Genomic DNA, 25,565 nt, shown 5'->3' on the forward strand with positions numbered 1-25,565 from the left:
GTCAATGCACAGGGAACCCCCTGCTACCGCAAATTTAGCCGCAGTTCCAAACGAACGCAAACGAAAACTTGCCCCGCCAGGAATCCGATTCCGGACTCAATCCTTCGAGTCCGCGTACGGATTTTTGTTCGTACGAAATTCGATGCGAAGAGGGGTGCCCTTGAGCTTGAATGCCGTACGGAAACGATTTTCCAGGTAGCGCCGGTAGGTTTCCGCAACGCCCGAGAGCGCATTGCCGTGGATCACGATAATGGGCGGATTCGAGCCGCCCTGGTGCGCGTAGCGCAGCTTGGGCCGCGACGCGCCGACCCGCTTGGGCTGCTGGAATTCCACCGCTTCCTGCAGCACACGCGTGAGCTGCGGCGTCGGCAGCTTGACCATGGCCGCGGCGAACGCATCATCGACCGAACGCATCAGCGCGCCAATGCCGGTACGCTCGCGCGCCGAGACAAAATGGAAATTCGCGAAGTTCAGGAATTGCAGCTTGCGTTCCAGGTCATGCTTGATGCGGTCGCGGGTATGGCCGTCCAGCCCATCCCATTTATTGACGCCCACCACCAGCGCGCGGCCCGACTCCACGATAAAGCCGGCGATATGCGCGTCCTGGTCGGAAATATCCTGTTGCGCATCGAGCAGCAGGATCACCACGTTGGCATCGGCGATCGACTGCAGGGTCTTGACCACCGAGAACTTCTCGATCGCCTCGAACACCTTGCCGCGCCGGCGCAATCCGGCCGTGTCGATCAGCGTGTAGGGCTTGCCGCCGCGCTCGAACTCCACGTAGATGGCATCCCGGGTGGTGCCGGGCATGTCGAACGCAATCACGCGCTCTTCACCGATCAGCGTGTTGACCAGCGTGGATTTCCCCACATTGGGGCGCCCGACGATGGCGATCTTGACGCCCTTGCCTTCGTCCGGAATCTCTTCGCCCAGCTCGGGGCGCTCCTGGACCGCGAGTTCGATGGCCTCGTCGACCAGTTCGCTCACGCCGTCGCCGTGGGCAGCGGAGATCGCGTACGGATCGCCCATGCCCAGCTCATAGAAATCGGCCGCCACCGAGGTGTACTTCATGCCCTCGGCCTTGTTGACCGCCAGCATGATGCGCCGGCCGGTCTTGCGCAGGTAGTCGGCGATGGCGCGATCCTGCGGCGCCAGGCCCAGGCGGCCGTCGACGATGAAGATCACCACGTCGGCCTCGACCACGGCCTGCTTGGTCTGCTTGGCCATCTCGGCGACGATGCCTTCCTTGACCACCGGCTCAAAGCCGCCGGTATCGATGGCGATGAACGGACGTTCGCCGATGCGCCCTTCCCCGTAATGGCGGTCGCGCGTCAGGCCCGGCAGGTCGGCGACAAGGGCGTCGCGCGATCGGGTCATGCGGTTGAATAGCGTCGACTTGCCCACATTGGGGCGGCCGACAAGTGCGATAACTGGTTTCATGCAATAAACGGAAACGGGGGCCGGCACGCCGCCCCCCGGTAACTCCGGAGTCAATGGATCCGACGGCACGCCGCGCCACCTAGGGCGCGGTCTGCCGCTTGTCCTGTCGGGCGCGGTGCCGGGTCAACGGACCCGCTGCAATTGCCGCGCTAAGGATCATGCTACCGGATTCGGCGCTAGCCGTACCGACAGGTGTACGGCAGCGCGCATTGGATTCCTGTCAGCCAGGCTGGAAACCGTAGACGTCGCCGTCGCGGGTCTGGATTACCAGGGTCTGCCCCGCCACCACGGGCGCGGCGGTGATGGCACTGCCATCGGTCTTCATGCGTGCGATGACCTGGCCGTCTTCGCGCGACAGGAAGTGTACATAACCTTCAAAGTCGCCCATAACCACCGAGCGGCCCAGGGCCAGCGGCGCGCCCAGGCGGCGATTGCGCAGGTCGTTGTTCTTCCAGCGCTCGTTGCCGTTCTGGCGGTCGAACGCATGCACGACCGACTGCTCGTCGCTGGCGTAAATTGCATTGTCATCCTGCGCCGGGCCGCTCGGCGACGAGAAATCCTTGCCCCACTGCGGCTGCCCGCTGGCCAGCTCCAGGCAGGCCACCCGGCCCTGGAAGGTAGTGGCGCAGACCTGGCGCCCGCTCACCATCGGCAGGCCGGTGACGTCGTTCAGGCGCTCGATCTCCGACACGCCCTTCGGGTACGAGACCGCACTCTCCCAGCGCAGCACGCCGTTGCCCGGCGTCAGCACGCCCAGCTTGCCGCCGGGGAAGCCCATCACGATGCCGTCGCCGGCAAACACCATCCCCATCGCCGCGCGCAGGTTCAGCGGCGTCTGCGAACGCTGGTAGATCCAGCGGCGCTCGCCGGTCTCGGCGTCCAGGCCGAATACGCGCGTGTCGGTGGTGCGCACCACCACCAGGCCGTTGCCGACCAGCGGCGCCGACAGCACCTCGCCGTTGACCTGCTTCTTCCAGATCTGCTTGCCGCTGGCGTCAAAGGCATAGATGGCGCCCTTCTCGCCGGCGACCGCCGTCACCGAGCCATCGCTGCCCGGGCCCGAGGTCAGGTCCAGGTCGGCCTTGGCCTTCCACAGCACGCGTCCGCTGGCGCCTTCCAGCGCCATCACGTTGCCGTTGTTGGACGAGACGTAGACGTTGTTGCCCGCCGCGGCCGGCTGCATCGAATAGGGGCCGCTCTTGCCCACGTCGGCCTTCCAGGCCTGGCGCACCGACAGCGTGCCCGAGATCGGCTTGAGCTCGGCGGGCGGGTGCTTGTTTTCCTTGCTGAACAGCGAGCAGCCGCCCAGTGTGGCCAGGCAGGCAACCGCCACCAGCGCACGGGTCATGGCGCGGGCGGGCTGGCGATGTACGGCACGGGAAAGCACTGACGTCATAGGGTTACGGTCCTGTTTATACGATCCGCTGGATATGCGGTGTTTGCATGCGTTCGGGAGCGGCCGGATCAGGCCGTGCCCAGCGCATCAAGCTTGAACTGGATGATCTGGCGCATCGCCGGCTCATCCTGGCCCAGCTTGTCCAGCGCCTTGCGATAGGCCGTGCGCGCATCGTCGCGCTTGTCCTGTGCGGCGAGCAGGTCGCCGCGGCGGTCGGCATACAGCGCCACGAACGCTGCCGGCGGTTCATCCTTGAGCAGCGCCAGGCCCTTGTCGTAGGCCTTCTCGTCGAGCAGCACGCCGGCCAGGCGCACGCGCGCCAGGTGCGAATACTCCTGGTCGCCATGGTCGATGGCCCATTGCAGCTGGCTCTTGGCCGCGGCGAGGTCGCCCGCATCGTACAGCACGCGGCCCGCGACCAGCGCGCTCATCTGGCCATAGGCGGTGCGGCCGTACTTGTCTTCCAGGTCGGTCGCGGCGCGCTTGATGCGCTCGATGTCACGCGCCTCGGCGGCCTTGAGCACCTGCTCGTACAGCACCGCGGCCTCGCCCGCCTGCTTGCGTTCCCAGTACTTCCAGCCGTTCCAGCCGGCGAACGCCAGCAGCGCGACGATCAGCGCCCAGGTCAGCGCATTGCCGTACTGGCGCCACCAGGCCTTCAGATTCTCAAGCTGTTCCTGTTCTTCTAGATCGTAAGCCATGTCGAGGCAATCACCTGCGTTGGGTTAGGTACTCGTGTACTGGGGTTTTCCGGCTGGCCGGCGCGCGATTTATTCGCTGGCGCCGACCATGGCGTCGATCAGGTAATCGACCAGTCCCTCGGCCGGCACGGTGGCCTGTTGTCCACCGCCTTCGGCCTGCTCGCGCTGGCGAAGTTCCTTGACCTGGACCACGCCGGCAGCCACTTCGTCGTCGCCAATGATAACGGCATAGGCCGCGCCGCTTGTGTCGGCACGCTTCATCTGCGACTTGAAGCTGCCGCCCTTGCCGTCGGGGCTGGCGTGCAGCACCACGTCCAGGCCCGCGTCGCGCAGCCGTTCCGCGGCGATCATCGCCTGCTGCGCGGCGGCTTCGCCCTGGTGCACCAGGTAGACGTCGCAGCCCGCCGCGTCGGGCACCACGCCCTCTTCGCGGATCAGCTCGATGATGCGCTCGATGCCCATGGCCCAGCCGCAGGCCGGCGCCGGCTTGCCGCCCATCTGCGCGATCAGCGGGTCATAGCGCCCGCCGCCGGCGATGGTGCCCTGCGCGCCCAGCTTGTCGGTGATCCACTCGAACACCGTCAGGTTGTAGTAGTCGAGGCCACGCACCAGGCGCGGGTTGATCTTGAACGGGATGTTGTTGGCCTTGAGCAGGCGCTGCACGCCCTCGAAGTGCGCCAGCGACTCCTCGCCGAGGAAGTCGATCAGCTTGGGCGCGTTGGCCGCCATCTCCTGCAGCGCCGGGTTCTTGGTGTCCAGCACGCGCAGCGGGTTGGTGTACAGGCGGCGCTTGCTGTCGTCGTCCAGGATGTCCTGGAAGCCTTCCAGGTACTTGATCAGCTGTTCGCGGTGCGCGGCGCGTTCATGGGCCTGCCCCAGCGAATTGAGCTCCAGGCGCACGCCAACCAGGCCCAGGTCGTCCCACAGGCGCTGGCACATCAGGATGATTTCGGCATCCACGTCCGGGCCGGCAAAGCCCAGCGCCTCGGCGCCGAGCTGGTGGAACTGGCGGTAGCGGCCGCGCTGCGGACGCTCGTGGCGGAACATCGGGCCGGTGTACCACAGGCGCTTGGGGCCGTCGTACAGCAGGTTGTGCTCGATGGTGGCGCGCACGGCCGCGGCGGTGCCTTCGGGGCGCAGCGTCAGCTGCTCGCCGTTGAGCGAATCGGTGAAGGAGTACATCTCCTTCTCGACGATGTCGGTGACCTCGCCGATGCCGCGCACGAACAGCTGCGTATGCTCGACGATCGGCGTGCGGATCTGCTGGTAGCCGTAGGCACGCAGCATGGCGCGTGCGGCATTCTCGAAATGCTCCCACAGCGGCGCGTCCGCCGGCAGCATGTCGTTCATGCCCTTCACGCCCTGCAGGGCCTTGGCGGGGCGCACCTTCGGTTCGGTCTTGGCACCGCCTGCGGCGGCCACGTTCTCGGATTGCGTCATTCTGTTCTTGTCAGGCTGCTGGCACCCGGCCGGTCCGGCTCAGGCTGCCACTTCTTTGTCGGCCCGCGCAGCGCCCGGGCCGTAATGCGTGCGAACGTATTCATCTACGATCGCCTGGAATTCTTCTGCAATGCGCTCGCCGCGCAGCGTCTTCACCTTGACGCCGTCGACGAACACCGGCGCCGCCGGCGATTCACCCGAGCCCGGCAGCGAGATGCCGATATTGGCGTGCTTGCTCTCGCCCGGGCCGTTGACGATGCAGCCCATCACGGCCACATCCATTTCCTCGACGCCCGGGTAGACGGTCTTCCATTGCGGCATCTGCTCGCGCAGATAGGCCTGGATGCTTGCCGCCAGCTCCTGGAAGACGGTGCTGGTGGTGCGGCCACAGCCCGGGCACGCAATCACCATCGGGGTGAAGTTGCGCATGCCCATGGTCTGCAGGATCTCCTGCCCCACGTACACCTCTTTCTCGCGCGGCGCGCCGGGTTCAGGCGTCAGCGAGATGCGGATGGTGTCGCCGATACCTTCCTGCAGCAGCACCGACAGCGCCGCGGTCGACGCCACGATGCCCTTGCTGCCCATGCCGGCCTCGGTCAGCCCGAGGTGCAGCGCGTAGTCGCAGCGGCGTGCCAGCTCGCGGTACACCGCGACCAGTTCCTGCACCTGCGACACCTTGCACGACAGGATGATCTGGTCGCCCGGCAGGCCGATTTCCTCGGCCTTCTTGGCCGAGTCGATGGCCGAGGTGATCAGCGCCTCGATCATCACGCTCTGCGCCGGCCACGGCTCGGCGCGCCCGGCGTTCTCGTCCATGATCCGTGCCAGCAGGTCCTGGTCCAGGCTGCCCCAGTTCACGCCGATGCGCACCGGCTTGTTGTAGCGGCACGCCATCTCGATCATCTGCGCGAACTGCGTGTCGCGCTTGGCGCCCTGGCCGACGTTGCCGGGGTTGATCCGGTACTTGGACAGCGCCTCGGCACAGGCCGGATAGTCCTGCAGCAGCTTGTGGCCGTTGTAGTGGAAGTCGCCCACCAGCGGCACGTTCACGCCCATGCGGTCGAGCTGCTCGCGGATCGACGGCACCGCGGCGGCGGCCTCGGGCGTGTTCACCGTGATGCGCACGATCTCCGAGCCCGCACGCGCCAGTTCCTTGACCTGGATGGCCGTGCCGATGGCATCGACCGTATCCGTGTTGGTCATCGACTGCACGCGCACCGGCGCACTGCCGCCAATGGTCACCACATTGTCGCCCCACGCAACGCGCGCCTGGCGCGTCTGGCGGCGCGGCAGCGGACCGGGCAGGACCGGGAGACAGAGCTGTTGGTTCATAGCGTTACCACCTTGCAAAGACGCACCGCGCGCCCGCGTCAGGGCAGCGTCAGGCGCGCCACGTTGTTGCGGTTGGCTGCCTTCAGGTCGACCGGCGTGCCATTGCGCGTCAACGACTCGACGCCCTTGACGTTGCCGATCACCACCTTGTACGGGGCCGTGCCGCCACCGGCCACGGTCTGGCCGGCCTTGGCGGTACCGCCCATGACGATCTTGCCGCTATTGTCCCGGATCTCATACCAGGTATCGCCGGCAAAGCGGATCTGCAGTTCGCCCTCGCCTGCTGGCGCAGCCGGTGCCGCGGCAGCTGCAGGCGCGGAAGCGGCTGCGGGTGCCGTCGCGGCCACGGGAGCTGCGGCGGCACTGGCCGGAGCGGTTTCGGCAGACGGCGCCGGCGAATCGCTGGCGGCCATGACCGGCGGCAGCGCCGCCGTCACGGTGCCAGCTTCCGTGCTCTGGATCACGGCAGGCGCTTCAGCCGTTACGGTCTCGGCAGCGCTGCTGCGCGCATCGATCCATGCGCGGATATGGTCAAGGCCGAACCAGCCGCCCGCGGCCACCAGCACGGCCACCAGCGCCAGCCAGACCCAGCGGCCGCCGTTGCCGCCCGAGCGGAAGCGGTTGCGGTCGTCGAAGGCCGCATTGATGCCACCCTCGCGCTGCCGGGCAATTTCCGCCACCTGCGCCACCGGGCGCGGCTGGAAGCGTGCCAGCAGCGGGTCGATGTCGACGTGCAGCATGCGCGCATAGGCACGCATCACGCCCTTGGCGAAGGTCACGTCGGGCAGTGCCTGCAGGTTGCCGGCCTCGATCGCGCGCAGCTTGCCTGCAGCCACCTTCAGGCGCGCGCTGACGTCTTCCACCGACATGCGCTGCGCCTCGCGCTCGCGCGCCAGCGCTGCGCCGATCTCGCGTGCGGCAGCTTCGCGTTCTCCTTCGTGCGCGCCCCCGCCGACTTGTTGCGTCGGTACGGCCTGGCCTGCGGCGCGGTCGTGCTCACTCATCCCATGCTCCTTGTTCGTAGGCGGTCAACTCACGCGAGTCGGGGAAGCGGCTGCGCAGTTGCGCCCCAAGCGCATCCTGCGTGCGGCTGTCGCCCTGACGGTGGGCAATGCGCGCTCCCAGCCAGAGGGATTGCGCATTGACAAATTGGCTGTTGTTGACGCGCTGGACATATTGCCGGGCCTGCGCGAAATCGCCGCGCCGGTAGAAGACCAGCGCAAGGTTGGTGTTGGCCACCGGGTTGTTGCGGTCGTAGCCGAGCGCGGCCTTCAGGTTCTTTTCCGCTTCGGCGCTGTGGCCCTGGCGCAGCTCGCACGCGCCCAGGCTGATCAGCGGCTTGGCGGGGCCGCCTGCGGACGGCGCCGACATCGCGCGCTGCAGCATCGGCACGGCCTCGCCGTAGCGCCCTTCCTGGCACAGGAACCAGCCGTAGTTGTTGAGCAGGTCGCCGTCGTTGGCACGCATCGACACCGCCGTGCGGAAGCTGTCATCGGCCAGCGTCCGCTCATTCATGTTCATGTAGATCAGCGCGCGCACATGGTAGGCGTCGGCGAGCGCCGGATCGATGGCAATGGCCTGCTTGATCTCGTCAAGGGCGACCGCGTTCTGGCCCGCCTCCAGGTAGTTGGTGGCAAGCTGCAGCCGGATGCCGGCGCGGCGCCTTGCATCGGTCTGGTCGGAAGCGGTCTGGGGATCCTGCGCCGGCGCATGCGGCAGCTGGCAGCCGGACAACATCAGCAGCCCCAGCAGGGCCGCAGCGAGCAGACGGATCATGCAGGGCGAACCTCCCGAGGCTGGCCGGAAGCAGCGACCGGCACCAGTGGCGTGATCTTGCCGAACTTGCCGCGCTCGGCCAGGCGCGTGCGGTCCTTCACTTCCCCGGCCAGCTGGCCGCAGGCGGCGTCGATATCGTCGCCGCGGGTCTTGCGGATGGTGGTCACGATGCCTGCGTCCATCAGCACCTGCGCAAAGCGCCGGATCTGATCGTTGTTGGAACGCTTCAGGCCCGATTCGGGGAAAGGATTGAACGGGATCAGGTTGAACTTGCACGGCACGTCGGCCACAAGCTTCAGCAGTTCCCGCGCATGCTCGACACCGTCGTTGACGCCGTCCAGCATGCAGTATTCGAAAGTAATGAAATCGCGCGGCGCGAATTCCAGGTAGCGGCGGCATGCCGCCATCAGTTCGGCCAGCGGGTACTTCTTGTTCAGCGGCACCAGCACGTCGCGCAGGGCGTCGTTGGACGCGTGCAGCGACACGGCGAGAGCCACCGGGAGATCCTTGGACAGCCGGTCCATCATCGGCACCACGCCGGAGGTGGACAGCGTCACGCGGCGGCGCGACAGGCCGTAGGCGTTGTCGTCGAGCATCAGGCGCATGGCCGGCACGACAGCATCGTAGTTCAGCAGCGGCTCGCCCATGCCCATCATCACCACGTTGGAGATGACGCGGTCGTCCTTGGGGCCGCGGCCCAGTTGTTCGCGCATGGCGAACTCCGCCATCCACAGCTGGCCGATGATTTCACCGGTGCTGAGGTTGCGCGAAAAGCCTTGCTTGCCGGTGGAGCAGAAGCGGCAGTTGACGGCGCACCCCGCCTGCGAGGAAACGCACAGCGTGCCGCGCGTTTCCTCGGGGATGTAGACCGTTTCCACCGCGTTGCCCTGGCCCACGTCGAGCAGCCACTTGCGCGTGCCGTCGGCCGACAGGTGGTCGGTGATGGCGGCAGGCGCGCGGATCTCGGCCCGCGTCGCGAGCTTTTCGCGCAGCGACTTGGCGAGATCCGACATGGCGTCGAAGCGGCTGGCACCGTAGTGGTGGATCCAGCGTTGCAGTTGCCGCGCACGGAACGGCTTCTCGCCGAGCTCGCCGCAATAAGCGGTGAGCGCGTCCGCGTCGAGGTCGAGCAGGTTGACGAGAGCGTTCATGACGGCAAACTCAGCTTCGGTGTCAGTCTAGTCCTGGCAGCAGCGCCGGACAATCAGCGGCTGTAGACGTTCATGCCCGGGAAGAAGAACGACACTTCCACGGCAGCCGTTTCAGCGGCGTCCGAGCCGTGCACGGCGTTGGCGTCGATGCTGTCGGCGAAATCGGCGCGGATGGTGCCCTTCTCGGCCTTCTTCGGGTCGGTGGCGCCCATCAGGTCACGGTTCTTGGCGATGGCGTTCTCGCCTTCCAGGGCCTGGATCATGACCGGGCCGGAAACCATGAAATCCACCAGGTCCTTGAAGAACGGACGCTCCTTGTGGACAGCGTAGAACTGCTCGGCTTCGCCGCGCGACAGGTGCACCATCTTGGCAGCAACGATCTTCAGGCCGGCGGCCTCGAAACGGGCGTAGATCTGGCCAATGACGTTCTTGGCCACGGCATCCGGCTTGATAATCGACAGGGTGCGTTCGATCGCCATGAAAAACTCCGAAAAATGAAGGGGTTACAAATGGATTAAACGTGCGATTCTAGCACGAAGACTATGACCCTTTCGAGGGTCTTCCCTGCTCTCGCGTGTGTCGGGCCGCCCTTGCCGCACAACCGGACGCCAAGTATGCCAATGAACACATTACAACCTTGTCATGCCAGGAACACGCCGCCCCGGCTAACATCCAATGTGAGCGGCACCGAACGGCGCAAAGCAATGCAAGAGGTGACTCATGAGTTACCCCGCCCTTGCAATTCCACCTCCCAGGTGCCACATTGACGATGGTTCCGTCCGGGTTCCATACGAATCTTCGCATCCGAAGCCTCGCAGCCCGGCGCCTCACCGTTTTGAGACAGGAGTCACCATGGATAACAAGCTGAACACCTACGGTTTCGGCAACAGTGCGTCGACCGTCACTGACGTCGTCGTTCGCAACCGGGTCTTGCGCAACACTTACTGGCTGCTGGCCCTCTCGATGATCCCCACCGTGCTCGGTGCGTGGATCGGCGTGGCCACAGGCTTCAGCTTCATGGCGGGCAACCCCTTCCTGTCGCTGATCCTGTTCCTGGGCATCGCGTTCGGGTTCTTCTACGGTATCGAGAAGACCAAGAACAGCAGCATGGGCGTGGTCCTGCTGCTGGCCTTCACGTTCTTCATGGGGCTGATGCTGTCGCGGCTGATCGGCGTGACGCTGCAGTTCTCCAACGGGCCGGCGCTGATCATGTATGCCTTTGGCGGCACGGCGGCGGTATTCGGTGCAATGGCGACCATCGCCACGGTCAGCAAGCGTGATTTCTCCGGCCTGGGCAAGTTCCTGTTCGTCGGCGTGATCCTGCTGATCCTGGCCAGCGTCGCCAATATCTGGCTGCAGCTGCCCTCGCTGATGATCACGGTGTCGGTGATCGCCATCGGTATCTTCTCGGCGTACATCCTGTTCGATGTGCAGCGCGTGGTGAATGGCGGCGAGACCAACTACATCACCGCCACGCTGGCAATCTACCTGGACGTGTACAACGTCTTCGTCAACCTGCTGGCGCTGCTGGGCATCTTCGGCGGCAGCCGCGAGTGACGGCAACCTCCCCTGCAGCATGAAAAAACCGGCCTGATGGCCGGTTTTTTCTTTGGTGCGACTTGCGCGATCAGCCGCGATCGAACACCGCGATCGACTCCACGTGCGAGGTGTGCGGGAACATGTTGACCACGCCCGCGCCGGCGAGCCGGTAGCCCGCCTCGTGCACCAGCAGGCCGGCGTCGCGCGCCAGCGTGGCTGGGCTGCACGATACGTAGACGATGCGCTGCGGCAGCACGTCGCTACCCTGCTGCGCCAGTTCGCCCAGCGCCTTGCATACCGCCAGCGCGCCTTCGCGCGGCGGATCGACCAGCCAGCGGTCGAAGCGGCCCAGCGCGGCAATGTCCTCGGCCGTGACCTCGAACAGGTTGCGGCAGGCAAACTCGGTCCTGGCCGCCAGCCCGTTGTATTCGGCGTTGGCCAGCGCTCGCGTGGTCAGCGCCTCGCTGCCTTCGATGCCCATCACCGACTTGCCCTGCGTGGCCAGCGGCAGCGTGAAGTTGCCGATGCCGCAGAACAGGTCGAGCAGGCGGTCCTGCGGCTGCGCGTCCAGCAAACGCAGCGCGCGGCCGATCAGCACGCGGTTGATCTGGTGGTTCACCTGGGTGAAATCGGTCGGCTTGAACGGCATGCGGATGCCGAATTCCGGCAGCGTATAGGCCAGCTCGGCATCGGCCGGATAGAACGGATAAACCGTATCCGGGCCCTTGGGCTGCAGCCAGAACTGCACCTTGTGCTGGTCGGCGAAGGCGCGCAGCAGGTCCTTGTCGGCATCGGTCAGCGGCTCCAGGATGCGCAGCACCAGCGCGGTGACTTCCTGCCCCACGGCCAGCTCGATCTGCGGCATGCGGTCGCGGATCGACAGGCCGCCAACCAGCTCGCGCAGCGGCACCAGCATGGCCGACACATGCGGCGGCAGGATCTCGCAACGGGTCATGTCGGCCACATAGCTGCTCTTGCGCTCATGGAAGCCGACCAGCACCCCACCCTTCTTGGCCACATGGCGCACAGTCAGCCGCGCGCGGTAGCGATAGCCCCAGTCCGGCCCGGCGATGGGGCGGAACACCACATCGGGCTTCACCCTGGACAGGTGCCACAGGTTGTCTTCCAGCACGCGCTGCTTGATTGCCAGCTGGGCGCGCGAATCGAGATGCTGCATCGAGCACCCGCCGCAGACCCCGAAATGCTGGCAGCCGGGCTTCACGCGCATCACCGATTCCTGCCGGACCTCGATCAGGTGGGCCTGCTCGTAGCTGGGCTTGCGGCGAAAGCTGCGGTAGCTGACGGTCTCGCCGGGCAGCGCGCCTTCGACGAAGATCACCTTGCCGGGCGTGCCGTCCTCATTCACCAGGCGGCCAACGCCGCGGGCCTCCATGTCGAGGCTGTCGATCGACACCACGGGATCGGCCGCGGGGGCGCCAGCGTCGGCGCGGACACGGGACTCTTTTGCGACGGGAGCAGCACCTTGAGCGGCAACAGCGGCCGGGGCTGCCGGCGTTTCTTGTGGGGAGGACACGGCTTGGGACACCAGACGAAACCTGACGTATTGTTTTGTGAAAGCGGGATTGTATGCCAGACCGGGCCGGCACCGGCGGCTGCTTCCCGGCGACGTGACGGAGACGGCAAATGGAACTGATTTCCTGGAATATCCAATGGGGTCGCGGCGCCGACGGGCATGTCGACCTGGGCCGCCAGGTCGACACCCTGCGCGGCATTGCCGACGCCGACGTCATCTGCCTGCAGGAGGTCACGCGCGGCTTCGGCGAACTGCGCGGCAGCCCGGGGGAAGACCAGGTGGCGGAGTTGACCGCCCTGCTGCCCGGCTACCACCTGCTCTACGCGCCTGGTGTCGACCGGCGCACCGCCACCGGAGGGCGCAAGCAATTCGGCAACCTGATCGCCACGCGCCTGCCGGTGCGCGAAGTCTTCCGCCACGCCCTGCCCTGGCCGGCGGACCCGCAGGTGGCGTCGATGCCGCGCGTGGCGCTGGAAGCCACGGTCGAAGTCGGCACCCGGCGGCTGCGCGTGATCTGCACGCACCTGGAGTATTACTCATCACACCAGCGCGCCGCGCAAGCCGAAGCCTTGCGCACCTGGCACGCCGAAGCCTGCGACCATGCGCGCCGCCCCGGCCGCAGCGAGAAATGGCCGGGCCCGTTCACGCCGGAGCCGCGCCCGGCCGAGGCTGTCCTGTGCGGCGACTTCAACAGCAAGCCTGACGATATTGCCTACCGCCGTGTGCTCGAGCCCTTTGACGACGCCACGCCGCCCTGGCGCGATGCCTGGCTGCACACACACCCAGGCCAGCCGCATGCGCCGACCTGCGCCCTGTACGACAAGGAGCAATGGCCGGAGGCGCCGTTCGCCTGCGATTTCATGTTCGTGACGGAGAATCTCGCCGGGCGGATCCGGCGCTGCGAGGTCGATGCCGATACGGCCAACTCGGACCACCAGCCGATCCTGCTGTCGCTGGATTTGTGAATTCGTGTCGGCGGCGCGTCGCCGCCGTGCTCAGTCTAGGTCTTCGGCTTCGGGCGTGAGACGCTGCAGCCGGAATGCCTGCAGGTATTCCATCCACTGCTCGCCGGGCAGCTCGGCCAATGACTCCTGGACGAACTCCATCTCGACGTCGAACTCGCGCGGCGACATGCCGCCGCGCATCAGCTGGAAGCGGCAGTACATCAGGTAGGTGTTGACGACGTCGGTCTCGCAATAGGCGCGGATCTCGTCGAGCTGGCCGGCCTGGAACGCCTGCCAGACCTTGCTGCCGTCCATCCCCATCTTGCCCGGGAAGCCGCACAGCTTGGCCAGGTCATCCAGCGGCGCGCTGGCGCGGGGCTGGTACATGGCCAGCAGGTCCATCAGGTCCAGGTGCCGCATGTGGTAGCGGCTGATGTAGTTGTTCCACTTGAAGTCGCGGCTGTCGTCGTCGCGGCCCTCTCCCATCTCCCAGTAACGCGGCGCGGTGACGCCGTTGACCAGGCCGCGATAATGCAGCACCGGCAGGTCGAAGCCGCCGCCGTTCCATGAAACCAGTTGCGGGCTGTAGCGCGCGATCAGTTCATAGAACTTCTGGATCAGCGTGGCCTCGCCGTCTTCCGGCGTGCCCAGTGAGCCGACGTGGAACACCGCCGAGCCGTCGCGGTGCGTGCGGCGCAGCACGCAGGAAATCGCGGCGATGCGCTGCAGGTAGTGCGGGAGAAAATCGCTGCCGGTCTTTTCGCGGCGGGCGGCAAACGCATGCTCGGCGACTTCGGCGTCGCTCATCGCATCGGGATGGTCATGCAAACGGCGCAGGCCGGCAACATCGGGAATGGTCTCGATGTCGAATACCAGCACAGGGGTCATAGAACAGCATCCTTCCTGACACCTTGCGAAGCGAAATGCCGCTTGAGCTTGACCAGCGCCTCCTGCTGGATCTGGCGCACGCGCTCGCGCGTGAGGCCCATTTCCTCGGCCAGCTCTTCCAGCGTGGCGGGCTCGATATGGTTGAGGCCGAAGCGGCGCTCCACCACATAGCGATGCTTTTCCGACAGGCGCGCCAGCCAGAGCTTCATCAGCCCTTCCAGCTCGCGGTGCGCCACCTCCTGGTCGGGGGCGGCGTTGTGCTCGTCGGAGAGGAAATCCAGGAGGCTCGAGCCGGGATCGAGATCGAACGGCGTATCGAGCGAGGTGGTATGTTCGTTGAGTGCCAGGACGTCCTGCACTTCGTCCGGCGTCTTGCCCAGCAGGTGGGCAATGTCTTCAAGGCTGGCGTCGCGCCCGTCGGTGCCGCCCTTCTCCAGATGGCGCTTGGCGCGCAGCACCTGGTTGAGTTCGCGGATCACGTGGACCGGCAGGCGGACCGTGCGCGCCTGGTTCATGATGGCGCGCTCGATGCTCTGGCGGATCCACCAGGTCGCGTACGTCGAGAAGCGGAAACCGCGCGACGGATCAAATTTTTCAATCGCGTGCATCAGGCCCAGGTTGCCTTCCTCGATCAGGTCGAGCAGGGGCACGCCACGATTGAGGTAGCCCTTGGCGATGCTGACCACCAGCCGCAGGTTGCGCTCGATCATGACCTGGCGTGCGGCAAAGTCGCCGTCCTTGGCCAGCGTGGAAAAATGCAGTTCTTCCGGGGCCGACAGGAGCGGCTTGATGCTGATGCGGTTCAGGTAGTGCTGGACGGTGTCCGCAGCCAGCTCGGTATGCAGCACGGTGCGGAAATCATCATGCTCGGGGGCGGCACTGTCGGTGCCATTTTCCGCGCTCTCTTCTTCCTCGTCTTCCGACTCGTCCTCATCGTCGTCGCGCACGATGCGCTCACTGTCGTCGGCAAGCAGGTCGGCCTCGCGCAGGCCCACCGAAGTGGACGTGGCGATGGGCTCGTCGGTCACGGGAATCAGTTCGGCGGCGAGATCAGGCTCGAAGCCTTCAGCATCGGCGCGCGCGTCGGGATGTGCCACACCAGCCTTCACTTCCGGCTGCTTGGGACGGCGAGCCCTGCTTACGGTTCCGGAGGAGACAGTTTTCTGGCGTGGCATGAACCCTCACTGTGGCGGCAGGTACCGCATCGGATCAACCGGTTTTCCGTTCTTGCGGACTTCGAAGTGAAGCTTTACCCGGTCGGTATCGCTGTTGCCCATCTCCGCAATCTTCTGGCCTTTTCGGACCGCGGATTGCTCAGCCACGAGCACCTTGTCGTTGTGCCCGTAAGCAGTAAGAAATGTCTCGTTGTGTTTGATGATGACAAGATTCCCGTAGCCGCGCAAGGGGCCAACGTGAATCACCCGACCATCGTCCGCAGCCAGCACCGCATCGCCCTTCTTGCCCGCAATATCGATGCCTTTATTACCCTTGTCGTCGAATTTCCCGACCGTCTGGCCGGTTGCCGGCCAGGCCAGCTTCATCGAGCCATCGGCGACCGGCGCCGCGGCCGCGGCGGGCGCGGCGGGCGTTGCCGCAGGCGCCGAAGCGGCCGCAGCCGGCGGCACCGGCGTGGCGGCCGGGCGGGCCTGGTCGATCGGCTGCGCCTGCACCGTGCCCGGCGCCACTGGCATGGTGGCCACGCCGGGCGCAGTGTTGACGTCGGCACCCGGCGGCACGATGCGCAGCAGCTGGCCGACCTCGATCTGGTTCACATTGGTCAGGTTGTTCCACGTTGCCACATCGCGATACGACTGGCCGTTCTCCAGCGCGATACGGTAAAGAGTATCGCCTCGCTTGACCCGATAGTATCCGGGGGGCGCCGGTTCCAGCGTCGCGGCCGTGGTACCGGAAGTGGAGGTACGGTCAACCACGGGTGCCGGCATCGGCGAATTGGCGCAGGCGGCCAGCAGGGCCGTCAGCGCCGAGGCCGCAAAAAGTTGTCCGGCGCGTGCGAAATATTGCGATTTCACGATGTTGTGCATAGTTCGACTCAGATGGTGCCCGATTTTAAGGGCACAAAGAAAACGGCTTCAAGCGCGGTTCTGTGAAAGCGATGGCGGTTGCGCCGCTCGATCAGCAACAGCTGCTGCGTGACGGTCTGGCCCGGCACGCCCGCCGGCGGCATCACCGCCACCGGGGCGATCAGGCGCCCGCCGATGGCCAGCTGCTCCAGCAGCGCCTCGGGCACCTCCATGCCGGCCGCGGCCAGGATGATGGCCGAAAACGGCGCCGCCTGGGGCAGCCCCAGCATGCCGTCACCGTAGTGCAGGCGCAGGTTGGGCACGCGCAGCGGCCGCAGGTTGGCCTTGGCCTGCTCGTGCAGCGGGCGGATGCGCTCGATCGAGAAGACTTCGCGCGCGACCTGGCTCAGCACCGCGGCCTGGTAGCCGCAGCCGGTGCCGATCTCGAGCACGCGCTCCAGCGGCGCGTCGGCGGCCAGGCCCTCGCGCAGCAGCTCGATCATGCGCGCCACCACCGACGGCTTGGAAATGGTCTGCTGGTGGCCGATCGGCAGCGCGGCGTCCTCATACGCCTGCGATGCCAGCCCCGGCTCGACGAACAGGTGGCGCGGCACGGTGGCAATGGCCGACAGCACGCGCTCGTCGCGGATGCCCGCGGCACGCAGCCGCGCCGCCAGCGCCACGCGCGCGCGCGCCGAGGCCATGCCGCCACCGCCCGCGGTGGCCGCCGAGGCGCGTTGCTCGACCGCGCTTGCAGGCACCGGCGCGGGCGCCGGTGCGGCGGTGCGCGGCAGGCGCGGCTTGGCCGGCTTGGCTGGCGCGGGTGTGGGCGCGGCCGGCCGCGGCGTGCCCACGGCAGGCATGCCGGCGGTGCGGGCCGGTGCGGGCTTGCGCTCGACTACCGCATCGAGCGGCAGCGGAAACTTGCTGCGAGGGGGCGTGGTGCTCATCGGGGGCGCGACACTGCGGATCGGTGGCCTACTTCAACCACTGGTCGAGCGCGTCGAGCTGCCCGCGGTGCGTCAGGTCGAGCTGCAACGGCGTGAGCGAGACATAGCCCGCCGCAGCTGCATGGAAATCGGTACCCTCGCTGGCATCGCGCGCATCGCCCGCCGGGCCGATCCAGTAGTTGGTGTCGCCGCGCGGATTGACCTGCGTGATCACCGGCTGCGACGGATGGCGCTTGCCCAGGCGCGTGGCGCGGTAGCCCTTGATATGTTCGAACGGCAGGTTCGGGATATTGACGTTGAGCAGGAACGGCTCGGCCGGCGGCGTGCCGATGATGCGCTCCACCACGGTGCGCGCAACGCGTGCCGCGGCGTCCAGGTGCTCCCAGCCCTTGTCCACCTGCGAGAAGGCGACCGACGGAATGCCCAGCAGGTAGCCCTCGATGGCGGCGGCGACGGTGCCGGAGTACAGCACGTCTTCGCCCATGTTCTGTCCCTGGTTGATGCCGGACACCACCAGGTCGGGTTTCTCTTCCAGCAGGCCCGTCAGCGCGATATGCACGCAGTCGGTCGGCGTTCCGTTGACGAAGCGAAAACCTTTTTGCACGCCTTCGCGCGCTTCGTAGATCGACAGCGGCCGCTGCAGGGTCAGGGAGTTGGAGGCACCGCTATGGTTCTGCTCCGGCGCGATGACCGTGATCCGGCCCAGCGGCGCGAGCGCGGCATGCAAAACGGCCAGTCCCGGCGCGAGATAACCGTCGTCGTTGGCGAGAAGGATATGCATGGCGCGATTGTACCTGAGCGCGCGCGCGCAAGCGGCCCGTGCGCCGCCCTGAAAGCACGTTTCTGGCGCTGTATGCAGGCCGCAAATAACCACCTCCATAGCTTGGACATGGAACAGAACGACCGTGCTATTTCTACGCTACACTTGCCCTGCCCGCCCGCATAAGCTTGACTGGCGTGAAATGCCACCAACATCACCGGAGACAAGATGAAAGCCGTACTGTGCAAAGCCTGGGGCCCGCCCGATTCGCTGACCATCGAAACCCTGCCCGACCTGGTACCGGCCAAGGGCGAAGTGGTCATCGACGTCAAGGCGGCCGCCGTCAACTTCCCGGATGTGCTCATCATCCAGAACAAATACCAGGCCAAGCCTGCCCTGCCGTTCAGCCCGGGCTCGGAGCTGGCCGGCGTGGTCAATGCGGTCGGCGAAGGCGTCACCCACGTCAAGCCCGGCGACAAGGTGATCGCCTACCTGGGCAACGGCGCGTTCGCCAGCCAGGCCAAGGCGCCGGCGGCGTCGGTGGTGCCGATGCCGCCCGGCATCGATTTCGAGACCGCGGCGGCGTTCACGCTGACCTACGGCACCTCGCACCACGCGGTCATCGACCGGGGCGAGCTGAAGGCCGGCCAGACCATGCTGGTGCTGGGCGCGGCCGGCGGCGTGGGCCTGGCGGCGATCGAGATCGGCAAGGCCATCGGCGCGCGCGTGATCGCCGCCGCCTCGACCGACGAGAAGCTGGCGGTGTGCAAGGAGCACGGCGCCGACGCGCTGATCAACTACAGCACCGAGGACCTGCGCGAACGCATCAAGGCGCTGACCGACGGCAAGGGTCCGGACGTGATCTACGACCCGGTGGGCGGCATCTATGCCGAACCGGCCTTCCGTTCGATCGGCTGGCGTGGCCGCTACCTGGTGGTGGGTTTTGCCAACGGCGAGATCCCCAAGCTGCCGCTGAACCTGGCGCTGCTCAAGGGCGCCTCGCTGGTGGGCGTGTTCTGGGGCGACTTCGTGCGGCGCGAGCCCAAGGCCAACCAGGCCAATATGGCGCAGATGCTGGGCTGGATGAAGGAAGGCAAGATCCGCCCGCATATCTCGGCGCGCTATCCGCTGGAGCAGGCTCCGCAGGCGCTCAAGGACATGGAAGCGCGCAAGGTCACCGGCAAGATCGTGATCGTGCCCTGAGCGGCACGCACGCCGGCGGCGCGCCCTGCCCGCCGGTAAAAGAAGGGCGCAAGGCGTGCGGCTACGCCCTGCGCCCGGCTGAGGCAACGCGCCTCAAGCTGCCAGCCGCCCTCGATGGCGCACACCCATGCGCCAGGCGGCGGGCAGTTCCCAACAGGCCGATGAGGCCATTCCGGCCATTCAGGCCGCCCCTTCCTCAGAAGCGGTGCTGCAGGCCGGCCATGACGCCGGTCTGGTTGTTGGCGAACCCGATCAGGTCGCGCGAGACGCTGACGTTCTGCCCGTTGCGCGCATCGGCATAGCCCACCGACAGGTAGGCCAGCGTGCGCTTGGACAGCGCGTACTGGCCGCGCAGTGAGAACAGGATCGGGTCGGCGTTGTTGCCGCCCTTGATGTTCTGCTTGTAGACCGCGCCGTACAGCGTGAAGGCCGGCGTGAAGTCATAGCTGGCGCCGCCCCAGTACATGTCGCTGCGGTCCGTCGCCGCGCCGGTGGTGAAGGTGCGCTTGTAGTTGCGGTAGCCGGCAAACAGCTTCAGGCCGCCGAAGTCATAGCTGGCGCCGGCATGGATGCCCTGGATGTAGTCGGTGCTGTCGGCCGGCGTGGTGCTGCTGCCGGCGCCGTTCTGGCGGTCCCAGGTGGCGGCCGCGGCAAACTTGCCGGCGCTGTAGCCCACCCCCAGCGCGTATTTGGAGGAGCTCTTGAAGTCCCCCGCCACTTCGCCCATGGCCACGGTCGCGCCCAGCTTCAGGCCGCCGAAGCTGCCGTCGTAGCGGACCGCGTTCGAGGCGCGCGAGAACAGGCCGTCCTTGCGGCCGCCGGTGGCGGTCGACGAGGTGGCCCACGAATAGGCCGGCGCGTAGCCCATCGGGTCGAACGGCAGCATGAAGTCGTAGGTCGTGGTGAAGGTGCGGCCCAGCACCACCTGGCCGTAGCGGCTTGCCAGGCCCACCGTGGCACGGCGGTCGAACAGCGTGTTGTCGGTGTCCAGCCTGCCGGTATCGATGGCAATGCCGCTTTCCAGGGCGAAGATCGCCTTCAGGCCGCCGCCCAGGTCCTCGTTGCCGCGGATGCCCCAGCGCGAGGTGTTCTTGCCGCCCGAGGTCAGCTTGACCGCCGAGCCGTCCGGGCCCGCGTGGCTGACAAATTCGATGCCGGCGTCCACTAGGCCATACATGGTCACGCTCGATTGGGCGGATGCCGACCCGGCCGCAGCCAGACCCATCGCTGCGAATGCCATTGCCGTACGCTTCATGCTATCTCCTTGCTTGTGCTTGTTGTGTGAATCGTTAGCCGGCCGGATGGTAGGGGACGCGCACTTTCAGTTCGCTTTCGGAATGCGGGCTTTTCGCGGGCACGGCGCCGCTGCGGGATTGGGGGTTTCCCCTAGCTTCTAAGCCGGCGCACTTCCCTGTATCTGTCTGGCCTCGGCCGTTCCGGCCGGTTTTCCGTATTGCCGCCTGACTGCCCTGCCCCATGCGTATCCTGCTTGCCGAAGACAATGTGATGCTGGCCAATTCCCTGAGCCAGGCCCTGGGCCAGGCCGGCTTCACGGTCGACTGCATGCACGACGGCCGCAGCGCCGACAACCTGCTCAGCACGCAGGACTACGCACTGCTGATCCTGGACCTGAGCCTGCCCGGACTGGATGGCCTGGAAGTGCTGCGCCGCCTGCGCCAGCGCCGCAACCCGCTGCCGGTGCTGATCCTGACCGCGCACGGCTCGGTCGAAGACCGCGTGCGCGGCCTGGACCTGGGCGCCGACGACTACCTGGCCAAGCCCTTCGACCTGTCCGAACTGGAAGCGCGCGCCCGCGCGCTGATCCGCCGTGCCCACGGGCATGAGAGCACGCAGATCGCCTGCGGCCCGCTGCACTACGACAGCGTCAGCCGTGCGGTCCTGCTGCACGGCGAGCTGCTGCCGCTGACCGGGCGCGAACGCGCCGTGCTGGAGGTGCTGCTGCTGCGCGATGGGCGCGCGGTGAACAAGGCGGCGCTGTCGGAGAAGATCTTCGGCATCGACGAATCGGTCAACCCGGATGCGATCGAGATCTACGTGCACCGGCTGCGCAAGAAGCTCGACGGCAGCGGCGTGGCCATCGTCACACTGCGCGGGCTGGGCTACCTGCTCGAAGCGCGGCCGGCGGCATGAGGCTCCCACGACAGGCGCCCAGCCTGCGCCTGCAGCTGTCGCTATGGCTGCTGTTGCCGCTGATGGCCCTGCTCGCCTTCGATGCGTGGCTGACCTATGAGCGCGCCATGTCGGCCGCGCATATCGCTTTCGACCGCACGCTGGAGGCGTCGCTGCGCGCAATGCGCGAAGGCATCCGCCTGCGCGAGGGGCGGCTCCAGGTCGACGTGCCAAACCTGGCGCTGGAACTCTTCGACGACCAGGCCGGCCCGCGCATCTTCTACCGCATCCGCGACGAGGACGGCGCCACCGTGACCGGCTACGACGACCTGCCGATGCCGGCCGAGGCGCCGCTGCGGCTGTACCGCACCGAGTTCTACGACACTGTCTTCCGCGAGCACCCGGTGCGCATGGCGGCCCAGGCGCTGCCGGTGCATGACGTGGGCTCGGCGCGCACGCGCCTGGTGTGGGTGCTGGTGGGCGAAACCATCGAGCCGCGCCAGCTGCTGGCGCGCGACATCCTGATCGGCTCGCTGCTGCAAGAGCTGATGCTGGTGACGCTGGCGCTGGGCATCGTCTGGCTCGGCGTGCGGCGCGGCCTGCGGCCGCTGAACCGGCTCTCCGACACAGTGGCACGGCGCGGCACGCAGCTCGACCCGATCGAGCAGAAGGACCTGCCCGCCGAGATGAAGCCGCTGGTGCAGGCGCTGAACCAGTACATGGACCGGCTCCACGGCATGGTGCAGGCGCGCAAGCGCTTCTTTGCCGATGCCGCGCACCAGCTCAAGACGCCGCTGGCGATCATCCAGGCGCAGTCCGAGCTGGCGCTGCGCGAGCGCGACGGCGAACGCGTGCGCGAGCATATGCGGCTGCTGCACGGCACCGTGCGCCATGCCTCCAAGGGTGTGCAGCAGCTGCTGTCGCTGTCGCGGCTGGAGCCTGATGCGGGCTATATGCCCACGCTCAGGCCGCTGCGGCTCGATGCGCTGGCGCAAGGCGTGGCACTGGACTGGGCGCCGGTGGCGCGTGGCAGCGAGGTCGACCTGGGCTTCGAGCAGTTAGGGCCGGTGGAGGTCTCCGGGCAGGCCGAGCTGCTGCAGGAGCTGACGGGCAACCTGATCGACAACGCGATCCGCTATGCGGGGCGTGGTGCGGTGGTCACGGTGCGCGTGGCGCTGCACGGCGGCGTGCCGCGGCTGCAGGTGATCGACAACGGCCCCGGCATTGCGCCGGCAGAGCGCGATGCGGTGTTCCGGCGCTTCTATCGCGGCGAGAGCGGACAGTCCGTGGAAGGGACCGGGCTGGGGCTGTCGATCGTGCGCGAGATCGCGCGGCTGCATGGTGCAGCGGTCGAGCTTGCGGATACGCCCGGAGGCGGGCTGACGGTGTCGGTAAACTTCAGCGCTGCCGACCACAAACCCGAGATTTGCTCTTGACCGCTTGGGTGCTCCCTCTCCCGCAAGCGGGAGAGGGAGCAAACCGCCGGCCAGCAGCGCTTGCCGGCAGGTTTGCATCAAAGCTTCTCCGTCTCCCCGCTCTGCGGCTGCCACTTCATCAGCCGCTTCTCACCCATGCCAACCATCCAGTCCAGCACCAGCGCAAACGCCGTCAGCACCACGATGCCGGCAAACACGGTATTGATGTCGAAGGTGCCTTCGGCCTGCAGGATCAGGTAGCCAACGCCGCGCGCCGAGCCCAGGTATTCGCCCACCACCGCGCCCACGAAGGCCAGGCCCACCGAGGTATGCAGCGACGAGAACACCCAGCTGGTGGCGCTGGGCAGGTAGACATGGCGCAGCAGCTGCTTCTGGTTGGCGCCCAGCATGCGCGCGTTGGCCAGCACCACCGGGCTCACTTCCTTGACGCCCTGGTAGACGTTGAAGAAGACGATGAAGAACACCAGCGTCACCGCCAGCGCCACCTTCGACCAGATGCCCAGGCCGAACCAGACCGCGAAGATCGGCGCCAGGATCACGCGCGGCATCGAGTTCATGGCCTTGACGTAGGGGTCGAGGATGGCCGAGGTCATCGGGCTCAGCGCCAGCCACAGGCCCACGCCCAGCCCCGCCACCGTGCCGATGCCGAAGGCCAGCACGGTTTCGATCAGCGTCACGCCCAGGTGCAGGTAGATATCGCGCTCGACGATAAACCAGCTCCAGATGCGCTGCGCCACCATCAGCGGTTCGCCGAAGAAAAAGGCAACCTGCTGCGAGCGCGTGGCCATATGCCACACGCCGAGGATCACCACCAGGACGAGCAGCTGCCAGACGCGCAGCATGCCCTTGGAATCAGTACGGAATGCCATCGGGATTCAGGTCTTGTTAGGTTGGAGGGCTCAGGCCACCTTGCGCTGCTGGGCGTAGCCCTTGAGCACTTCCTCGCGCAGCACGTCCCAGATCGCGGCGTGCAGTTCGACAAAACGCGGATGGTTGCGGATCTCGGCCACGTCGCGCGGGCGCGGCAGGTCGATCTCGAACTCGCCGATCGGGTGCGTGCCGGGGCCGGCCGACAGCACCACGACACGGTCGCTCATGGCAATGGCCTCGTCCAGGTCGTGGGTGATGAAGAGCACGGCCTTGCGCTTGGCGGCCCACAGCTCCAGCACCTCGTTCTCCATCAGCTGGCGGGTCTGGATATCCAGCGCCGAGAACGGTTCGTCCATCAGGATGATGTCCGGGTCCAGCACCAGCGTCTGCGCCAGCGCGACACGCTTGCGCATGCCCCCCGAGAGCTGGTGCGGATAGCGGTCGCCAAAGCCGCCCAGGCCCACGCGGCGCAGCCATTCCTCGCCCTGCTGCACGGCCTCGGCGCGCGCCACGCCGCGGAACTCCAGGCCGGCGACGACGTTGTCCAGGGCGCTGCGCCAGGGCATCAGCGCCTCGGTCTGGAACATATAGCCGGCGCGGCGGTTGATGCCGCGCAGGGGCTCGCCGAACACGCGAATCTCGCCGCTGGAGGGTTCCAGCAGGCCGGCGCCGACGTTGAGCAGCGTGGACTTGCCGCAACCGGTGGGGCCGACCACGGAGACGAATTCGCCGGGCTGGATCGACAGCGTGACGTCCTGGACCGCGGTATAGCGCTGGCTGCGGTCATCGCGCGAGACAAAGGTGCAGGTAACCTTGTCGAGGGAAAGTGCGGGAGTGCTCATGATGAACCGTCTCGGTCCCGCCGTGGCGGCGCCGGGGGGCGCGGCGCGGGCGGGTGATGATGGATTGGCCGTCAAGGTTTCAAAGCAAAGGCCCGCTGCGGGCAGCGGGCCGATGGCATCGACGGCGAGGGTCTTACTTGTACTTGGCGTTGGCCTTCTGCACGAAGGCGTTGGTGTAGGTCTCTTCCAGCTTGACCGGCTTGCCCTTGAGCTCGGCGTCGAACTGGCTCAGCGCATTGAACGCGGTGCGCGGGCCGTCGGCCGGCATGGTGCCGTCCGGCGAGATCGCTTCCTTGACCTTTTCCCACGCGGCCAGGTACAGCGCGCGGTCACCCAGCAGGTAGCTTTCCGGCACGGTCTTGACGATGTCCGACGGGCCCGCCTTCTGCAGCCACTTGAGCGCGCGCACCATGGCATTGGTCAGCGCCTGCGTAGTGTTGGGGTTCTGCTGGATAAACGCCTGCGACGCATACAGGCAACCCGACGGCATATTGCCGCCGAACACGGCCTGGGTGTCCTTGAGCGTGCGGGTGTCGGAGGCGATGCGCACTTCGTTCTTCTGCGTCAGCATCGAGATCACCGGGTCCAGGTTGGCCATCGCATCGATCTGGCCCGAGCGCATCGCGGCCACCGCGCCGGCGCTGGCGCCCACGCCGATGAACGACACGTCCGAAGGCTTCAGCCCGGACTTGGCCAGCACGAAGTTGGCCATCATGTTGGTCGACGAGCCCGGCGCGGTCACGCCGATCTTCTTGCCCTTCAGGTCGGCGATCGACTTGAAGTTGGGCATGGTCTTGTTCGACACCACCAGCACGATCTGCGGGGCGCGGCCCTGCAGCACGAATTCCTGGTAGCGCTGGCCCTTGGCCTGCAGGTTGATGGTGTGCTCGTAGGCGCCCGAGACCACGTCGGCGCTGCCGCCCACCACGGCCTGCAGCGCCTTGGCACCGCCGGCGAAGTCGACGATCTCGACGTCCAGCCCTTCTTCCTTGAAGTAGCCGAGGCGCTCGGCAATGGTCAGCGGCAGGTAATAGAACAGGTTCTTGCCGCCCACCGCGATGGTGACCTTGGTCTTCTCGGGCTTGCCCTGTGCCTGCGCCTGGCCGAAGGTGAACCAGCCGGCCAGGAACAGCGCCAGCGCGATCAGGAATTGCTTCCAGAATTTCTTGTTATACATGCGAGATCTCCTACCCGTGTGGACTGGCGCTGCGG

At 66.7% G+C, this 25,565-nt stretch carries 24 protein-coding genes; 5 read left to right on the plus strand and 19 right to left on the minus strand.

The window, feature by feature from the left end; genetic code table 11:
- Positions 1–96 precede the first annotated feature (96 nt).
- The 9 genes from der to ndk all read right to left on the minus strand — a co-directional run bounded on the left by der (position 97) and on the right by ndk (position 9,715).
- Positions 97–1,440, minus strand: a complete 1,344-nt coding sequence (gene der / locus AC3WON_RS23060; protein ID WP_492319884.1) for a ribosome biogenesis GTPase Der — start codon at positions 1,438–1,440, stop codon at positions 97–99.
- Between the two features lie 220 nt (positions 1,441–1,660).
- Entirely contained in the window at positions 1,661–2,836 is a 1,176-nt protein-coding gene (gene bamB / locus AC3WON_RS23065) for an outer membrane protein assembly factor BamB (protein ID WP_492319883.1), read from the minus strand.
- 68 nt (positions 2,837–2,904) lie between these two features.
- A complete protein-coding gene (locus AC3WON_RS23070; RefSeq protein ID WP_492352820.1) occupies positions 2,905–3,537 on the minus strand; it encodes a tetratricopeptide repeat protein in 633 nt (210 codons plus the stop codon).
- 69 nt (positions 3,538–3,606) lie between these two features.
- A complete protein-coding gene (gene hisS, locus AC3WON_RS23075) occupies positions 3,607–4,977 on the minus strand; it encodes a histidine--tRNA ligase (RefSeq protein ID WP_010809427.1) in 1,371 nt (456 codons plus the stop codon).
- A gap of 39 nt (positions 4,978–5,016) precedes the next feature.
- On the minus strand, positions 5,017–6,309 hold the full coding sequence (ispG, locus tag AC3WON_RS23080) for a flavodoxin-dependent (E)-4-hydroxy-3-methylbut-2-enyl-diphosphate synthase (protein ID WP_492319882.1): 1,293 nt from the start codon (positions 6,307–6,309) through the stop codon (positions 5,017–5,019).
- Positions 6,310–6,347: 38 nt separating this feature from the next.
- Positions 6,348–7,313: a RodZ domain-containing protein gene (locus AC3WON_RS23085; RefSeq protein ID WP_492319881.1), complete on the minus strand. Its 966-nt coding sequence runs from the start codon at positions 7,311–7,313 to the stop codon at positions 6,348–6,350.
- Positions 7,306–8,085: a type IV pilus biogenesis/stability protein PilW gene (pilW, locus tag AC3WON_RS23090; protein ID WP_492319880.1), complete on the minus strand. Its 780-nt coding sequence runs from the start codon at positions 8,083–8,085 to the stop codon at positions 7,306–7,308. The genes AC3WON_RS23085 and pilW overlap by 8 nt, the downstream gene beginning before the upstream one ends.
- On the minus strand, positions 8,082–9,236 hold the full coding sequence (rlmN, locus tag AC3WON_RS23095; RefSeq protein WP_010809423.1) for a dual-specificity RNA methyltransferase RlmN: 1,155 nt from the start codon (positions 9,234–9,236) through the stop codon (positions 8,082–8,084). The genes pilW and rlmN overlap by 4 nt, the downstream gene beginning before the upstream one ends.
- A 53-nt stretch (positions 9,237–9,289) precedes the next feature.
- Positions 9,290–9,715 carry a nucleoside-diphosphate kinase gene (gene ndk, locus AC3WON_RS23100; RefSeq protein ID WP_010809422.1) on the minus strand — a complete coding sequence of 142 codons (426 nt, stop codon included), beginning with the start codon at positions 9,713–9,715 and terminating at the stop codon, positions 9,290–9,292.
- A 373-nt stretch (positions 9,716–10,088) separates the two neighbouring features.
- Between ndk and AC3WON_RS23105 the strand changes: the two genes are divergently transcribed.
- On the plus strand, positions 10,089–10,793 hold the full coding sequence (locus tag AC3WON_RS23105) for a Bax inhibitor-1/YccA family protein (RefSeq protein ID WP_010809421.1): 705 nt from the start codon (positions 10,089–10,091) through the stop codon (positions 10,791–10,793).
- Positions 10,794–10,863: 70 nt separating this feature from the next.
- Here the strand turns inward: AC3WON_RS23105 and rlmD are convergent, their stop codons facing one another.
- On the minus strand, positions 10,864–12,168 hold the full coding sequence (gene rlmD, locus AC3WON_RS23110; protein WP_492352826.1) for a 23S rRNA (uracil(1939)-C(5))-methyltransferase RlmD: 1,305 nt from the start codon (positions 12,166–12,168) through the stop codon (positions 10,864–10,866).
- Between the two features lie 251 nt (positions 12,169–12,419).
- On the opposite strand from rlmD, the gene AC3WON_RS23115 reads away from it, so the two are divergent.
- The gene (locus AC3WON_RS23115; RefSeq protein ID WP_492352821.1) at positions 12,420–13,274 is read left to right on the plus strand and encodes an endonuclease/exonuclease/phosphatase family protein; all 855 of its coding nucleotides are present in this window, start codon (positions 12,420–12,422) and stop codon (positions 13,272–13,274) included.
- A gap of 30 nt (positions 13,275–13,304) precedes the next feature.
- On the opposite strand, the gene AC3WON_RS23120 is transcribed toward AC3WON_RS23115, so the two are convergent.
- The 5 genes from AC3WON_RS23120 to surE are packed head-to-tail and all read right to left on the minus strand — an operon-like array spanning position 13,305 to position 17,893.
- Positions 13,305–14,141 (minus strand): 3'-5' exonuclease, encoded by an 837-nt coding sequence (locus tag AC3WON_RS23120; RefSeq protein WP_492319878.1) that lies wholly within the window; start codon positions 14,139–14,141, stop codon positions 13,305–13,307.
- On the minus strand, positions 14,138–15,316 hold the full coding sequence (gene rpoS, locus AC3WON_RS23125; protein WP_011615628.1) for an RNA polymerase sigma factor RpoS: 1,179 nt from the start codon (positions 15,314–15,316) through the stop codon (positions 14,138–14,140). Before rpoS ends, AC3WON_RS23120 begins: the two co-directional genes overlap by 4 nt.
- Before the next feature lie 6 nt (positions 15,317–15,322).
- Positions 15,323–16,183 (minus strand): peptidoglycan DD-metalloendopeptidase family protein, encoded by an 861-nt coding sequence (locus tag AC3WON_RS23130; RefSeq protein ID WP_010809416.1) that lies wholly within the window; start codon positions 16,181–16,183, stop codon positions 15,323–15,325.
- 8 nt (positions 16,184–16,191) lie between these two features.
- Positions 16,192–17,112, minus strand: coding sequence for a protein-L-isoaspartate(D-aspartate) O-methyltransferase (locus AC3WON_RS23135; protein ID WP_492319877.1), 921 nt, complete (start codon positions 17,110–17,112; stop codon positions 16,192–16,194).
- Positions 17,113–17,140: 28 nt separating this feature from the next.
- Positions 17,141–17,893: a 5'/3'-nucleotidase SurE gene (gene surE / locus AC3WON_RS23140; protein ID WP_010814245.1), complete on the minus strand. Its 753-nt coding sequence runs from the start codon at positions 17,891–17,893 to the stop codon at positions 17,141–17,143.
- Positions 17,894–18,100: 207 nt separating this feature from the next.
- Between surE and AC3WON_RS23145 the strand changes: the two genes are divergently transcribed.
- On the plus strand, positions 18,101–19,075 hold the full coding sequence (locus tag AC3WON_RS23145) for an NADPH:quinone oxidoreductase family protein (RefSeq protein WP_010814246.1): 975 nt from the start codon (positions 18,101–18,103) through the stop codon (positions 19,073–19,075).
- Positions 19,076–19,271: 196 nt separating this feature from the next.
- Here AC3WON_RS23145 and AC3WON_RS23150 read toward each other — a convergent pair whose 3' ends face one another.
- The gene (locus AC3WON_RS23150; protein WP_492352822.1) at positions 19,272–20,330 is read right to left on the minus strand and encodes a porin; all 1,059 of its coding nucleotides are present in this window, start codon (positions 20,328–20,330) and stop codon (positions 19,272–19,274) included.
- 221 nt (positions 20,331–20,551) lie between these two features.
- Between AC3WON_RS23150 and AC3WON_RS23155 the strand changes: the two genes are divergently transcribed.
- Positions 20,552–21,226, plus strand: a complete 675-nt coding sequence (locus AC3WON_RS23155) for a response regulator (protein WP_492319875.1) — start codon at positions 20,552–20,554, stop codon at positions 21,224–21,226.
- Positions 21,223–22,641: a sensor histidine kinase gene (locus AC3WON_RS23160; RefSeq protein ID WP_492319874.1), complete on the plus strand. Its 1,419-nt coding sequence runs from the start codon at positions 21,223–21,225 to the stop codon at positions 22,639–22,641. The genes AC3WON_RS23155 and AC3WON_RS23160 overlap by 4 nt, the downstream gene beginning before the upstream one ends.
- A 77-nt stretch (positions 22,642–22,718) precedes the next feature.
- Here the strand turns inward: AC3WON_RS23160 and AC3WON_RS23165 are convergent, their stop codons facing one another.
- The 3 genes from AC3WON_RS23165 to AC3WON_RS23175 all read right to left on the minus strand — a co-directional run bounded on the left by AC3WON_RS23165 (position 22,719) and on the right by AC3WON_RS23175 (position 25,530).
- Positions 22,719–23,510 carry an ABC transporter permease gene (locus AC3WON_RS23165; protein WP_492320630.1) on the minus strand — a complete coding sequence of 264 codons (792 nt, stop codon included), beginning with the start codon at positions 23,508–23,510 and terminating at the stop codon, positions 22,719–22,721.
- Between the two features lie 30 nt (positions 23,511–23,540).
- Positions 23,541–24,353, minus strand: coding sequence for an ABC transporter ATP-binding protein (locus AC3WON_RS23170; RefSeq protein WP_010814251.1), 813 nt, complete (start codon positions 24,351–24,353; stop codon positions 23,541–23,543).
- Positions 24,354–24,486: 133 nt separating this feature from the next.
- The gene (locus AC3WON_RS23175; RefSeq protein WP_010814252.1) at positions 24,487–25,530 is read right to left on the minus strand and encodes an ABC transporter substrate-binding protein; all 1,044 of its coding nucleotides are present in this window, start codon (positions 25,528–25,530) and stop codon (positions 24,487–24,489) included.
- Between the last annotated feature and the right edge of the window lie 35 nt (positions 25,531–25,565).

It is taken from the genome of Cupriavidus sp. FW305-46, assembly GCF_058787075.1.